Consider the following 12347-nt stretch of genomic DNA (forward strand, 5'->3'; position numbering starts at 1 on the left):
GCGCGCGTGCCGGTCGCCCCGCCGGGTAGGCCACGCCCGTACCCGAAGGAGGGCATCCATGACCAGAACAGCCCCGGAGACCATGGGCGAAACCGACGTCATCGACCTGCTCCTGGCCCAGCACGCCATGATCAGAGACCTGTTCGACGAAGTCGAACAAGCACCCACCGACCAACGCGCCGAAGCATTCACCCGACTCGTCCGCCTCCTGGCCGTCCACGAAACCGCCGAAGAAGAAATCGTCCACCCCTACGCCCGCCGCACCATCGACGGCGGCGACGGAGTCGTCGACGACCGGCTCACCGAAGAGAACCAGGCCAAGCAACTCCTCTCCCAAATGGACCAGGCCGGCCCCGACGCCCCCGACTTCGCCGCCAACCTCGCCATGCTGCGCACCGCCGTAGAAGCACACGCCCGCAGCGAAGAACGCTACGAATTCACCCAACTCCGCGGCCACACCAGCCAAGCCGAACGCCGCACCATGGCCGCCGGCGTCAAAGCCGCCGAAGCCATGGCACCCACCCACCCCCACCCCGGCACCGAAACCGCCACCAAGAACCTCCTGGCCGGCACACCCATCGCCATGATGGACCGGGTCCGCGACGCCATCCGCCAGGCCATGGGCAAGAACCCCTGACCATGACCACCCGCGGAATTGGGCTGCCCGGCACGATCCTGGGGGTCGGGCTGGGCGGCTTCGTCGACGGCATCCTGCTGCACCAGCTCCTGCAGTGGCACCACATGCTGAGCAGCACCGACACCGACAACATCGGCGTGCGCTACTACCCGGCCGACACCGTGCCCGGGCTGCGCATGAACACGCTGTGGGACGGGCTGTTCCACACCTTCACCTGGCTGGCGGTGCTGGTCGGGCTCGGGCTGCTCTACTCCCGCGTCACCACCTCACGCGGGCGGGTGTGGCGCTCCCGGACGTTGTGGGGCTGGATCCTCGTCGGGTGGGGGCTGTTCAACCTGGTGGAGGGCGTGATCGACCACCACCTGCTGGGCATCCACCACGTCCGCACCGGGCCGTACCAGCTGTGGTGGGACCTCGGTTTCCTGCTCCTCGGCGCGATTCTCGTCATCGGCGGCTGGGCGTTGCAGCGTACCGGCGGGCGGCTCGACCTGTGTCGGGACGAGGAGCCGGCCGCATGACGCACCACGGCGGCACGGCACCGGCCTTGCTGGTGATCGCCGTGGTGGCGGCCGGCTACCTGACGCTGGCGGCGTACGGGAAGCCCGGGCGGTGGCGCGCGGCGGCGTTCCTGACCGGCCTGGCGCTGCTGGCCGCCGCCACGACGGGGCCGATCGCCGCGCTGGCCGCGACCGACTTCCGCGGCCACATGCTGCAGCACCTGCTCATCGGCATGCTGGCACCCCTGTGCCTGGTGCTCGGCGCGCCGATGACCCTGCTGCTGCGCGCCCTGCCCGCCGCCCGCGCCCGCCGCCTGGGCGCGCTGCTGCGCCGCCGTGCCGTGCACGCCGTGGCCAACCCGGTCACGGCGCTGGTGCTGAGCGCAGGCGGCATGGTGGTCCTGTACGGCACCCCGCTCTACCGGCACACCACCGCGAACGGCTGGCTGCACCTGGCCGTCCACGCGCACTTCCTGCTGTCCGGCTACCTGTTCGCCTGGGTGATCGCCGGGCCCGACCCCGCGCCCCGCCGCCCGCCGGTGCCGGCCCGGCTGGTGGTGCTCGGCGTGGCGATCGCCGTGCACGCCGGGCTGTCCCAGCTGATGTACGCCGGGATCGGAGTGGACCTGCCCGTGCCGGAGGAGCAGCGGCGCGGCGCGGCCGAGATCATGTACTACGGCGGCGACCTGGCCGAGCTCCTGCTCGGCGTGGCCCTCACGCTCGGCTGGAAGCCCGCGAGAAACGTACGGCGCAACGTGACGTCCCCGAGGGCCGCGGTCGCCGTCGGCGGTCGCGGGGCGGACGACCGATGTGGGTGACGCCCACGCCGGCCAAGATGCTGATCGCGGCCGGCCTGGCGGGGAACCGGCAGCGGCCACCGTACGGGCACGATCCCGGAGATTGATCTCGCCCGTGACGGGTAGCGACCTGGTCATGCGATTAGGCGTGCTCGACATCGGTTCCAACGCCGCTCATCTGCGCATCACCGATGTCACGGCGGGCCACCCGCCACTGCCGGTGGCGACGCTGAAGCGCCAGATCCGGCTGGCCGAGGAGATCAGCCGGGAGGGCGTCATCGGGCGGGCGGCGATCGACCGGCTGACCGAGGCCGTCGGCGAGGCCGTCGCGGTCGCGGCGCATCATCGGGTGCACCGGCTGCTGCCGTTCGCCACCTCCGCGGTCCGCGACGCCGCCAACCGCGAACCGATCCTGGCGGAGATCCAAGCCGCCACCGGTGTCCGCGTCGGCTACCTGGACGCGGTGCAGGAGGCCCGGCTGACGTTCCTGGCCGTACGGCACTGGTACGGCTGGTCCGCCGGCCCGATCCTGCTGGCCGACATCGGCGGCGGATCCATGGAGCTCGCCTACGGCACCGGCGAAACGCCCGAACTGGCGCTGTCCCTCCCCCTGGGAGCCGGACGGCTGACCCGCCACCGCCTGCCGGACCCCGACCGGGTGAAGAAGAAGCACCGCCGGCGGCTGCGCGAGCACGTGGAGTCCGTGCTCGCCAGGAGCGTGGGCGACATGTCCGCCAGGCACCGCATCGGCCAGGCCACCGCGGTCGCCACGTCCAGGACGTTCTACCAGCTCGCCCGCCTGTGCGGGGCGCCGAAGGCCAAGGCCGGGCCCCAAGCCACCCGCGAGCTCCGCCGCGACGACCTGCGCGAAGCCATCGAACTCCTCGCCGGCCGGACGCCCGAGCAACGCGCGCAGCTTCCCGGCGTCTCGGCCCCCCGCGCCCGGCAGATCCTCGCCGGGGCCATCGTCGCCGACGCCACCCTGGCCGCTCTCGACCTGCCGCGCGTGCGCATCTGCCCCTGGGCGCTGCGCGAGGGCATCCTGCTGGACCAGCTCCACCACTCGGCCCGGCGCACCCGGCATCTGGCCGCGATCCAGAGCCAGAGCGCCTGACCCGGACGATCGCCGGGGGTTCAGGCTCCCTGCGGATGCCGGTGATGGAGCAGGCAGAACTCGTTGCCCTCGGGGTCGGCCAGCACGACGAATCCCTCGTCACCCCGCTGGCCGACGTCCACGCGGGTCGCGCCCAGCCCTACCAGCCGCTCGACCTCGGCCCCGACATCGCCGCCGTCGGGAACGTACAGGTCGGGGTGGTTGCGGTTCTTGGCCCGCTTGGGCGCGTCGGTCGGCTGGAGCCAAACCGTCAGGGAGTCGCGCGGCGCGTCCGGCGGCGGCCACAGGTGCGGCGCCTCGCCGTCGTGCTCGACCTCGTAACCGAGTGCCGCCGACCAGAACGCCGCCATCTTCCGGGTGTCGTGCACGTCCAGGGTCCACTGTGCGAACCGGCTCGTCACGGAAGCCGCCCTTCATCGCTGTTCGTCCTTCGCCCACGCGTACCCACATCCCCGGCACGCACGCGCACCGCGGACGGGCGGCCCTTCCCGCACGCCGGCTCGTGCTGCTCCGGCTGCCCGCCGCGCGCATCGGACGGGCGGCTGGTCAGTGGTGGTAGGCGTGGACCACCGCGTGGCCCTTGCCGCGGCCGATGATCCACTTGTTGATCGGCCAGGTCACCAGGAACGCGACCAGCAGCGCGAACGCCAGCGCACCCCAGAAGAGCACCGAGGCCAGACCGGCGTCCATGGCCCCCGGGATGATCAGCATGATGCCGTTGTCCACGATCTCCATGACCAGGATCGACAGGGTGTCGGCGGCCAGCGCGAGCCGCAGCGCCGTACGCCAGTCGAGGCCCGCGCGGAACAGGCCGCGCAACGTGAGCGCGTAGCCGAAGATGAACGCCAGGACGACGGCCAGCAGGATGCTGGGCAGGTCGTGCCAGCCCAGCGCGGTGGCGATCACCATGCCGAGCACCTCGCCGATGGCGCACCCGGTGAGGCAGTGCAGCGTCGCCGATGCCGCCACGCCCCACGTCGCCTTCATCGGCCCATGGTGACCGTGGTCCGCGCCTTGGGCCTGCGCGTGGCCGCCGTGCGCGTCGGGGCCGGAAGCGTGCGACCCATGGTCGTGTTCGCTGTGGTGCATCGAATCGGACATTGTCACCCTTATCCCAATAAGTCATTTCGACACACCAAACGTATACCCCCTACCCGTATATCGGCAACGGCCCCGTGCTGGCCGCCTTCCCGGCAAGCGCCCGCACATCTACTACGCAATATAGTTGAGACGCGGCGCGCCGGTGAACGCGCAGGTGTGGTGGCGGTGAACGCCGACGGGGTCCACCACGCCACCGCGTACGCACCCGTGCCCATCGCACCGGGCGGGCTGTTCGTCCGGAGGTGTGATCGCGCGGCCGAAGCGGTGGCCCGCCCGAGCGCGCCGGCCGCGCTCGGACGGGTCATCGGCTCAGAGCCGGTCGAGAAGCTTCCGCAGCTGCTCCACCTCGGCCCGCTGGGTGGTCTCGATGGCCTTGGCGAGCTCCTTGGCCTGCGGGTTCGCTCCGTCGGCCTGTTCGGTGCGGGCCATCTCGATCGCGCCTTCGTGATGGGCGATCATCTGCTGCGCGAAGAGCTTGTCGAACTCCGCGCCCTTGGCCGCCTTGAGCTTCGCCATGTCCTCCTCGGACATGACGCCGGGCATGTCGTGCCCCATGCCGGCCTCGGGCGCGGGCCTGCCCCACGCGGTCAGCCAGCCCTTCATGGTCTGGATCTCCGGGGCCTGCGCCGCCTTGATCTTCGCGGCGAGCTCCTTGATCTCCGGGTCCGCCGCGCGGGCCGGCGCGAGGTCGGCCATCTCGACCGCCTGCTCGTGGTGCGGGATCATCATCTGCGCGAACATGACGTCCGCGTCGTTGACCACGCTCGACGGCTGGGCGGTGGCGCTGGTGGCGGTGGGCGCGCCGCTGCTGCCCATGGCCCCGTGCGTGGCCATGGAGTCACCGTTTCCACCACATGCGGCGACCAGAGCGAGGGCTCCTGCGGTCACGGCGATGGACGTCTTGCGGTTGATACGCATTGCTGTCTGTTCTCTCGATCGTGTGGGAACCGTCGGCCTGTTCGCGGACGGGCTCGAAGCCCGGCCCGCATGAGCCGTCGGCCTATATGCGCAACATCGAGAGGATCGCCAGGCGCCGGGACGTCAGTTTCGGTGGCGGCCGGGCGACCAGCCGGACGGATGAGAGTGCCCCACCTCCGGCACCGGCCCCTCGGACCGCTCTGATCCGGGCAGCGCTCAGCAGCAGGACGATGATCGACATCAGGACGGCCAGGCATACGTCGGTCGGGTCGAACCCGGGCATCCCGTGATCGGGAGCGAACGCCGGAAGTTCCGCCTGATGGGGCGTCGGGGAGAACGCCTCCATGGCGTGCGCGCCGGCGAACGGACCACCATGCCGGCCGTCGAGATGTCCCAGCGTGTGCATGCCGCACACGCCCAGGGCGAGGGCCACGAGCAGGACGGCGCGCGCGACCCGAACTGCACAAATTCTCCGCATAGGTCGCACCGCCTTCCTCGCCTACGTGCACGTCACAGCCTTTGCAGTCTACTAACAAGGCTCGTAGAATCTCTCGCGAATGCCGCTTCACGCGGGCGCACGTCGCCCGGATCCGAATCCCGCGTGGCTACGATCGCCGGTAGCGTTGAGCCGACCGCAGGCGGAGGGGGAGTCAATGGCGCGTGGCCTTGGAGAGCTCGAGTCCACGATCATGGATCGCATGTGGGCCATCAAGCAACCGGCCTCGGTGCGGGATGTCCTGGAGCACCTGCGCAAGGAACGCACTCTCGCCTACACCACGGTCATGACCGTGATGGACAAGCTCCACACCAAGGGGCTGCTCAAGCGGGAGCCGGTCGGCCGGGCCTACATCTACGAGGCGGTGTCGTCGAAGGAGGCCTACACCGCCGACGTGATGCGCGAGTCCCTGGCCGGCAGCGGCAACCGGGCGGCGACCCTGGTCCACTTCCTCGAGCGGCTGACCCCCGAGGAGGCCAGCGCCCTCGAGGCGGCCCTCCAGGTCTACCCGCCAGGGGGACGCGACTCGTGATCGTGGCGATCCTCCTCGCTCTGTACGGCGTCTTCGCGGCCCTGGTGCTGCCGGGCCTGCTCAGGCGAGCGCCATGGGCCGACCGCGCGCCCCGGCTGGCCATCGCCATGTGGCAGGCGGCCGGGGCATCGGTGGTCATTTCCGCGCTGCTGTCGGCGTTCGCGGTCGCCGTGCCGGCCTCCGTGGTGGGACACGGGCTGGCCGAGCTGTTCGAGGCCTGCGCCGCTCTGTTCCACGACGTGGTCACCATGAGCTCGGCCACCACCTGGGCCGGCCTCGTCGTCGGCGGACTCGTCCTCGCCCGCGTCGCGTACACGGGGTCGGCGGTCGTGCTGCGCACCCGCCGCGAACGCCGCCGGCACGCCGAGGCCCTCGCCCTCCTGGGCCGGCACGACCACGACCTCGACGCGCTCGTGGTCGACTACGACGAGCGCCTGGCATACTGCCTGCCCGGCCGGAACGGGCACGCGGTCATCACCACCGGCGCGCTGCGCTCGCTCGCCCCCGAGCAGGTGGCCGCCGTGCTCGCCCACGAGCGGGCGCATCTGCGCGGGCGTCACCACCTGGTGCTCGCCGGCGCCGAGGCCCTGGCCCGGGCGTTCCCCCGCGTTCCCCTGTTCGAGCAGGCCCGCGTCGAGGTCGCCCGCCTGGTCGAGCTGCTGGCCGACGATGTGGCGGCACGCCGCCACCAGCGCATCCACATCGCAACCGCGCTGGTCGGCCTGGCGACGGGCCAGGTTCCGGCCTTCGCGCTGGGCGCGGGCGGCGAGACGGCGCTGACCCGCGTCCGCCGGATGCTGCACCCGCAGGCCCCGCTCGGGCGCCGAGAGCGCATCGCCGGGCGGCTCGCGGTGACGGCGCTACTGGCCGGTCCCGCCGCCTTGGCCCTGGCGCCGGGCGTGGCGGCGTTCCTGGTGCACCACTGCCACTCCCTGCTCTCCTTCTGACGTTCTACCAAGGGTGCTGGGGTGGCCGTCCCCCCGGTCGGCGTCGCGCCCGTCCTGGCGGTGGTGAGCACCCCGCCCGGCCCTTGGGGGGTGGCGTCATGGCCTCCTGGCACGGACGTAGTACAGCAGGTACGGCAGGTTCCCCTCGGCCTCAACCGTGAAACCGGCGTCCGGGATCATGGTGCCGAGCAGATCGCGGGGGTCATGACGCATGGCCGGGCCGGACAGTACGCCGATGACGTGCCTGGCCAGGTGGTTGGCCGGCGGGCGGAACTCGGCGATGAGCAGCCGCCCGCCCGGTCGCAGCACGCGCAGCATCTGCCGAAGGGCCTCCGGGCGCGCGTCGACGGGCATGTGGTGCACCGCGAGGCTGGAGACCACCAGGTCGAACGAGCCGTCCGGGAAGGGCAGGTGCTGTCCCTCGCCCCGGACGTAGGTGCAGTTGTCCGGAGCGCGCCGGGTGGCGTAGTCGACCATCTCCGGCGCGGGATCGAGGCCGGTGACGTGGCCGCTGGCCGTGACCACCGGGGCCAGGATGCGGCTCAGGTAGCCGGTGCCGCAGCCGACGTCCAGGACCCGGTCCCCGGCGCGCGGCCGGGCCGCGGTGGCCACGCGCAGGAAGGCGGCACGGCGGGCGCCCAGAAAGGCGATCGAGCCGAAGACTTCGTAGGCTCGCGGCCGGTCGATGGTGCCACCGGCCTCGCCGTGCTCGGCGTGGCGGTGCAGGAGTTTTCCCAAGCTCATGACGCTACCTCCGTTGTCGAACAGGGTGTTCAGTTACGAATGATGCGTTCATACTTGGGACGGGGTCAACGAGCAGATCGGCCACGCTGTGCCGTACTGAACAGGGGGCGGGAAAGTGTCCGGAGACCGGCGGGTGCGGCGTACGCGGAGGCTGATCCAGGAGGCGCTGGTGGCGCTGATCCTGGACAAGGGCTATGACGCGGTGACCGTCACCGACATCATCGACCGCGCGGACGTGGGGCGCTCCACGTTCTACTCACACTTCACCGACAAGCAGGACGTGCTGCTCAGCAACCTCGACGCGCTCACCGCCCTGCACCGCCCGCCGGCCGACGGCCGGCCGGCCCGGCTGCTGGCGTTCAGCCTGCCGATGTTCGAGCATGTGCGCGAGCAGGAGCGGCTGGTGCGGGCGCTGCTGGGGCGGCGCGGCGGCGGACCGGTGTATGCGCGTGGGGAGCAGTTGCTCGCCGCCGTCGTCAGGGACGAGTTGCTGGGCGCGGGCGCCCGGCCGTCGGCCGCGCTCGACCTGCTGGTGGTGTGCGTGGTGGGCGCGTTCATGGGGTTGCTACGGGCGTGGCTGGACGGAGAGACGTCGGCCACGCCCGCCGAGCTGGACGCCGCCTTCCGCGCCGCCGTCGAGCCCGGCGTGTGTGCCGTGCTGAGCGGGAGCGGCTGGCAGCAGGCGTCACCGGGGGCGGCCCGCTCGCCCCTGTAGTCCTTGGCGTGGCCGCTCTCCACGAACGCCTCGCCTGCCGGCTGCGCGGCGGGTGGGCCGGCGCAGGATCACTGCGAGGTCTCCTGAGCGGCGGCCCTGATCCGCCCCGGGCCACGGCGGGTCCCGGAATCCGGCGCCGGCACGCGGGCCTTGTTCACCGCGATCGTGACGGTGATCAACAGGACGCAGCTCGCCGCGATCGCCGCGACCACACCGTGCACGCCGATCCAGGGTGTCGCGAGCGGCAGCGCCAGGACGACGACGGCGCAGACCGACAGCAGGACGGCATGAAGCACGGACTCCGCCACGATCCGCGCGTGCACCAGCCAGAGCAGCACGAGGAACACGCCGACCGGGATCGCGACGGCGTAGCCGACGGTGAGCGGTGCGGCCGTGATGGCGTGCCCGCTCTGCTCGACCGCGACTTCGAGGCCGGCACCGAGGGCGGCCAGGGCCGCGAAGAGGCCGTAGTGGCCGTACCCCCACACATATGAACGATCCCGGCGGTCGCGGAGCCCTTCACCGGCCTCCACCAGGAAGTACAACCACCACAGAGCGAACAGCACCACGAGACCCGAGACGGCGATCATGACGAAGGGGCTGCTGATCTCGCTCGTCTTGAGCGCTCCCGTGACGCCCCTGGACGCGGCGAGCACGCTCTCGCCGAGCAGGATGATCGTGAACAGGCCGTAACGCTCGGCGATGTGGTGCGGGTGCCAGGTGGTGGGTTCGGCCCGCTCCGCCCACAGGGGCACGGCCAGCTCGAGGACCGCCAGGATGACGAAGAGCGGCAGCTCGGCGGTCACGGGCGCCGCCATCGAGTGGTACATCCAGCCCACCGTGATGACGGAGATGCCGACGGCGTAGCGCAGCGCGGTACGGCGGCGCGCCGGATCCTCCAGACCGGCCCGCAACCACAGGAGGACGAGTCCGATCCGCATGATGACGTAGCCCAGCGTGACGACGCTGTAGTCGGCGCGCTCGATCGCAGCCGGCACACCGGCGGCCAGGACCAGCACGCCGGCCATCTGGACCATGGTCAGCACCCGGTAGACGACGTCGTCGGTGTCGTAGGACGACGCGAACCAGGTGAAGTTCATCCACGCCCACCAGATCGCGAAGAAGACCTGCAAGAACGGGATGATGGCGGCCAGAGCATGCCCTGCGGCGATCTCGTGGGCCAGTTGGGCGGTGACGGCCGCGACCGCGACCACGAAGGTGAGGTCGAACAGCAGCTCCAGTTGGCTGGCAGCGCGGTTCGGCTCATCGATGGGACGCGCGCTCATCCGGATCCGGATCCGGATGCTGGCTGGTGGCAAGGTCTCGCTCCTGTCGCTCCATGAGGCCGCTTTGCCAGGTAAGACAAGGCAGCGTTCCGGCACGTGACAGGTCGGCGCCGGAATCCTCCGACGACCGGTCCCAGCGGAGGTCGCACCCCGTTGAGCGCGCTCCGAGGGCGCGGTTCGGACGGAGCTCAGCTCAGGCGGGTTCGCAGGAGGCAGAATTCGTTGCCCTCGGGGTCGGCCAGGACGTGCCAGGACTCCTCGCCGGTCTGTCCGACGTCGGCCGGGCGCGCCCCGAGCTTCAGGAGGCGTTCGAGTTCGGCGTCCTGATCGCGGTCGGTGGCGTTGACGTCGAAGTGCAGCCGCAGCTTGTCCGCCTTGGGCTCGGTGGTAGGGCTGAAGACCAGAGTCGGCCGCAGCCCGCCGAACCCTTCCCGTGGCCCGATCTCCACCGCGCCGTCGTCCTCGGTGTCGAGCACGACGAAGCCCAGCACCTCGCACCAGAACGCCGCCAGCCGTTGCGGATCCCGGCAATCGATCACCAGCTCGGAAATTCGACAAGCCATGATCGGCACCCTACCGGGCGTACCTGAGGCCCACCCCGTAGCGCACACCATCCGCGGTGCCGCTCGCCGTTTTTAGGTGGCTTTGCGTTAGCTCTACGCCTTTCGAGGCACATGACGGTAGCCAGCGCACGAATGGGGGCTTGCGATGGCTGTCACGAACGTTTCCGCCGGAAACCCGACCCGCAGGAGCTGGAGCCAGCGGCGGTCCGCCAAGCGAGAGCGGCTGGAGGCGGTCCGGCCGTTCGTCTCCGGCCGGGTGGTCGAAGCCGGGAGCATGCGCGAGGCCCTGCAGGCGCTGCTGCGTCCCGGGGACCGGGTGGCGCTGGAGGGCGACAACCAGAAACAGGCCGACTTCCTGGCCGAAGCGCTGGCCGGGTGCGATCCGGCCGCCGTGCACGACCTGCACCTGCTGATCTCCTCGATCAGCCTCCGAGAGCACCTCGACGTGTTCGAGCGGGGCGTGGCCCGCCGGCTCGACTTCGCCTACGCCGGGCCGCAGAGCGTCCGCATGGCGCAGTTGCTCGCCGACGGCAAGGTGGAGGTCGGGGCGATCCACACCTACGTCGAGCTGTACGCCAGGATGTTCGTCGACCTCATCCCCGACGTCGCGCTGCTCTGCGCGGAGCAGGCCGATCACGACGGCAACCTGTACACCGGGGCGGACACCGAGGACACACCGACCATCGCCGAGGCCACGGCCTTCTCCGACGGCATCACCCTGGTCCAGGTGAACGAGATCGTCGACAAGCTGCCCAGGGTGGACATCCCGGGCGACTGGGTGGACCTGATCGTGCGGAGCCCGCGGCCGTTCATCCTGGAGCCCCTGTTCACCCGCGACCCTCGCCGCATCGGCCAGGTGGAGATCCTGATGGCCATGCTGGCCCTGCGCGGGATCTACGAGCGGCACACGGTGACCACGCTCAATCACGGAATCGGCTACGACACCGCCGCGATCGAGCTCCTCCTGCCCACGTACGGCGAGGAGCTCGGCCTGCGCGGGAAGATCTGCCGGCACTGGGCGCTCAACCCGCACCCGACGCTCATCCCCGCCATCGAGAGCGGCTGGGTCGAGTCGGTGCACTGCTTCGGCGGCGAACCCGGCACGGAGCGCTACGTCGCCGCCCGGCCGGACGTGTTCTTCACCGGCCGGGACGGCTCGCTCCGGTCGAACCGCGTGCTGTGCCAGCTCGCGGGCCAGTACGCCGTGGACCTGTTCATCGGGTCGTCGCTGCAGATCGACGCCGACGCGAACTCCTCGACGGTCACCGAGGGCCGGCTGAGCGGCTTCGGCGGGGCGCCCAACATGGGGCACGACCCCCATGGCCGCAGGCACGCCTCCCCGGCGTGGCTGGGCCTGCTCACCGGCGAGGCGCCGGCGCTGCGCGGGCGCAAGCTCGTCGCGCAGATCACCCAGACCTTCCGCTCCGGCGGCGCTCCGGCGTTCGTGGAGACCCTGGACGCGGTCCCCGTGGGCAAGGACGCCGGCATGCCCATCCCGCCGATCATGATCTATGGCGACGACGTCACCCACGTGGTGACCGAGGAGGGGGTCGCCTACCTCTACAAGGCCTCGGGCCTTGCCGAGCGGCGCGAGGCGGTGGCGGCGATCGCCGGCGCCACGCCGATCGGGCGTTCCATCGACGAGCACCGCGTCGAAGCGCTGCGCCGGGACGGTCTCGTCGCGCTGCCGGAAGACCTCAAGGTCGACGTCCGCAGGGCGAAGCGCTCCTTGCTGGCCGCCCGCAGCATCGAAGATCTCGTGGCCTGGTCAGGGGGGCTGTACGATCCGCCCGCCCAGTTCCGGACCTGGTGAGCGCGTGGTGACCGCGGACCGGTTCCAGGTGCGCGCGCCCGCGCCCGCCGTCCTCGCCGACACGGCGGTGCGGGCGCTGCGCGCCGAGGCCCGGCTGAGCCCCAAACCCGGCCTGGTCGACCGCCGCGGAGGCGGTGCGCACGACGACATGGACCTGCCGCTCCTGCTGGTCTCCGCGGAGGCGCTG

The 12347-nt window shown here is 71.3% G+C and carries 16 protein-coding genes; 9 read left to right on the top strand and 7 right to left on the bottom strand.

Annotated elements, in window-relative coordinates:
* Positions 1–58: 58 nt before the first annotated feature.
* The 4 genes from ACTWPW_RS59940 to ACTWPW_RS59955 all read left to right on the top strand — a co-directional run bounded on the left by ACTWPW_RS59940 (position 59) and on the right by ACTWPW_RS59955 (position 3045).
* Positions 59–637 (top strand): hemerythrin domain-containing protein, encoded by a 579-nt coding sequence (locus ACTWPW_RS59940; protein ID WP_443174366.1) that lies wholly within the window; start codon positions 59–61, stop codon positions 635–637.
* 2 nt (positions 638–639) lie between these two features.
* Positions 640–1155, top strand: a complete 516-nt coding sequence (locus tag ACTWPW_RS59945; RefSeq protein WP_375117564.1) for a DUF2243 domain-containing protein — start codon at positions 640–642, stop codon at positions 1153–1155.
* A complete protein-coding gene (locus ACTWPW_RS59950) occupies positions 1152–1952 on the top strand; it encodes a cytochrome c oxidase assembly protein (protein ID WP_443174367.1) in 801 nt (266 codons plus the stop codon). The genes ACTWPW_RS59945 and ACTWPW_RS59950 overlap by 4 nt, the downstream gene beginning before the upstream one ends.
* A gap of 94 nt (positions 1953–2046) precedes the next feature.
* Positions 2047–3045 (top strand): Ppx/GppA phosphatase family protein, encoded by a 999-nt coding sequence (locus ACTWPW_RS59955; RefSeq protein ID WP_375117566.1) that lies wholly within the window; start codon positions 2047–2049, stop codon positions 3043–3045.
* A 20-nt stretch (positions 3046–3065) separates the two neighbouring features.
* Here ACTWPW_RS59955 and ACTWPW_RS59960 read toward each other — a convergent pair whose 3' ends face one another.
* The 4 genes from ACTWPW_RS59960 to ACTWPW_RS59975 form a co-directional block, all read right to left on the bottom strand.
* Complete coding sequence (locus tag ACTWPW_RS59960; protein ID WP_443174368.1) at positions 3066–3446, bottom strand: VOC family protein; 381 nt, start codon at positions 3444–3446, stop codon at positions 3066–3068.
* A 145-nt stretch (positions 3447–3591) separates the two neighbouring features.
* A complete protein-coding gene (locus tag ACTWPW_RS59965; RefSeq protein ID WP_375117568.1) occupies positions 3592–4032 on the bottom strand; it encodes a DUF4396 domain-containing protein in 441 nt (146 codons plus the stop codon).
* Between the two features lie 423 nt (positions 4033–4455).
* The gene (locus tag ACTWPW_RS59970) at positions 4456–4980 is read right to left on the bottom strand and encodes a DUF305 domain-containing protein (RefSeq protein ID WP_443174369.1); all 525 of its coding nucleotides are present in this window, start codon (positions 4978–4980) and stop codon (positions 4456–4458) included.
* Between the two features lie 166 nt (positions 4981–5146).
* Complete coding sequence (locus tag ACTWPW_RS59975) at positions 5147–5542, bottom strand: hypothetical protein (protein WP_443174370.1); 396 nt, start codon at positions 5540–5542, stop codon at positions 5147–5149.
* A 175-nt stretch (positions 5543–5717) separates the two neighbouring features.
* Between ACTWPW_RS59975 and ACTWPW_RS59980 the strand changes: the two genes are divergently transcribed.
* Both ACTWPW_RS59980 and ACTWPW_RS59985 read left to right on the top strand, forming a co-directional pair.
* Positions 5718–6092: a BlaI/MecI/CopY family transcriptional regulator gene (locus ACTWPW_RS59980; RefSeq protein ID WP_364132509.1), complete on the top strand. Its 375-nt coding sequence runs from the start codon at positions 5718–5720 to the stop codon at positions 6090–6092.
* Positions 6089–7039, top strand: a complete 951-nt coding sequence (locus ACTWPW_RS59985; RefSeq protein WP_443174371.1) for a M56 family metallopeptidase — start codon at positions 6089–6091, stop codon at positions 7037–7039. The genes ACTWPW_RS59980 and ACTWPW_RS59985 overlap by 4 nt, the downstream gene beginning before the upstream one ends.
* Before the next feature lie 96 nt (positions 7040–7135).
* On the opposite strand, the gene ACTWPW_RS59990 is transcribed toward ACTWPW_RS59985, so the two are convergent.
* Entirely contained in the window at positions 7136–7783 is a 648-nt protein-coding gene (locus ACTWPW_RS59990) for a class I SAM-dependent methyltransferase (protein WP_443174372.1), read from the bottom strand.
* A gap of 115 nt (positions 7784–7898) precedes the next feature.
* Between ACTWPW_RS59990 and ACTWPW_RS59995 the strand changes: the two genes are divergently transcribed.
* Entirely contained in the window at positions 7899–8498 is a 600-nt protein-coding gene (locus tag ACTWPW_RS59995) for a TetR/AcrR family transcriptional regulator (protein ID WP_443174373.1), read from the top strand.
* 68 nt (positions 8499–8566) lie between these two features.
* On the opposite strand, the gene ACTWPW_RS60000 is transcribed toward ACTWPW_RS59995, so the two are convergent.
* On the bottom strand, positions 8567–9784 hold the full coding sequence (locus ACTWPW_RS60000) for a low temperature requirement protein A (RefSeq protein WP_443174374.1): 1218 nt from the start codon (positions 9782–9784) through the stop codon (positions 8567–8569).
* A 188-nt stretch (positions 9785–9972) separates the two neighbouring features.
* Entirely contained in the window at positions 9973–10347 is a 375-nt protein-coding gene (locus ACTWPW_RS60005; protein WP_443174375.1) for a VOC family protein, read from the bottom strand.
* Positions 10348–10492: 145 nt separating this feature from the next.
* On the opposite strand from ACTWPW_RS60005, the gene mdcA reads away from it, so the two are divergent.
* Both mdcA and ACTWPW_RS60015 read left to right on the top strand, forming a co-directional pair.
* Positions 10493–12160: a malonate decarboxylase subunit alpha gene (mdcA, locus tag ACTWPW_RS60010; protein ID WP_443174376.1), complete on the top strand. Its 1668-nt coding sequence runs from the start codon at positions 10493–10495 to the stop codon at positions 12158–12160.
* A 4-nt stretch (positions 12161–12164) separates the two neighbouring features.
* Positions 12165–12347, top strand: a 183-nt coding sequence (locus ACTWPW_RS60015; protein WP_443174377.1) for a triphosphoribosyl-dephospho-CoA synthase, incomplete at its 3' end; no start/stop codon positions are given.

This window comes from Nonomuraea sp. KM90 (genome assembly GCF_052246675.1).
GTDB lineage: Bacteria > Actinomycetota > Actinomycetes > Streptosporangiales > Streptosporangiaceae > Nonomuraea.

What these genes read in the sequence shown, in the direction of transcription:
- ACTWPW_RS59940 (WP_443174366.1), top strand. Translation starts at nt 59, where the DNA reads ATGACCAGAACAGCCCCGGAGACCATGGGCGAAACCGACGTCATCGAC.
- ACTWPW_RS59945 (WP_375117564.1), top strand. Translation starts at nt 640, where the DNA reads ATGACCACCCGCGGAATTGGGCTGCCCGGCACGATCCTGGGGGTCGGG.
- ACTWPW_RS59950 (WP_443174367.1), top strand. Translation starts at nt 1,152, where the DNA reads ATGACGCACCACGGCGGCACGGCACCGGCCTTGCTGGTGATCGCCGTG.
- ACTWPW_RS59965 (WP_375117568.1), bottom strand. Translation starts at nt 4,032, where the DNA reads ATGAAGGCGACGTGGGGCGTGGCGGCATCGGCGACGCTGCACTGCCTC.
- ACTWPW_RS59970 (WP_443174369.1), bottom strand. Translation starts at nt 4,980, where the DNA reads ATGGCCACGCACGGGGCCATGGGCAGCAGCGGCGCGCCCACCGCCACC.
- ACTWPW_RS59975 (WP_443174370.1), bottom strand. Translation starts at nt 5,542, where the DNA reads ATGCGGAGAATTTGTGCAGTTCGGGTCGCGCGCGCCGTCCTGCTCGTG.
- ACTWPW_RS59980 (WP_364132509.1), top strand. Translation starts at nt 5,718, where the DNA reads ATGGCGCGTGGCCTTGGAGAGCTCGAGTCCACGATCATGGATCGCATG.
- ACTWPW_RS59990 (WP_443174372.1), bottom strand. Translation starts at nt 7,783, where the DNA reads ATGAGCTTGGGAAAACTCCTGCACCGCCACGCCGAGCACGGCGAGGCC.
- ACTWPW_RS60000 (WP_443174374.1), bottom strand. Translation starts at nt 9,784, where the DNA reads ATGAGCGCGCGTCCCATCGATGAGCCGAACCGCGCTGCCAGCCAACTG.
- ACTWPW_RS60005 (WP_443174375.1), bottom strand. Translation starts at nt 10,347, where the DNA reads ATGGCTTGTCGAATTTCCGAGCTGGTGATCGATTGCCGGGATCCGCAA.
- mdcA (WP_443174376.1), top strand. Translation starts at nt 10,493, where the DNA reads ATGGCTGTCACGAACGTTTCCGCCGGAAACCCGACCCGCAGGAGCTGG.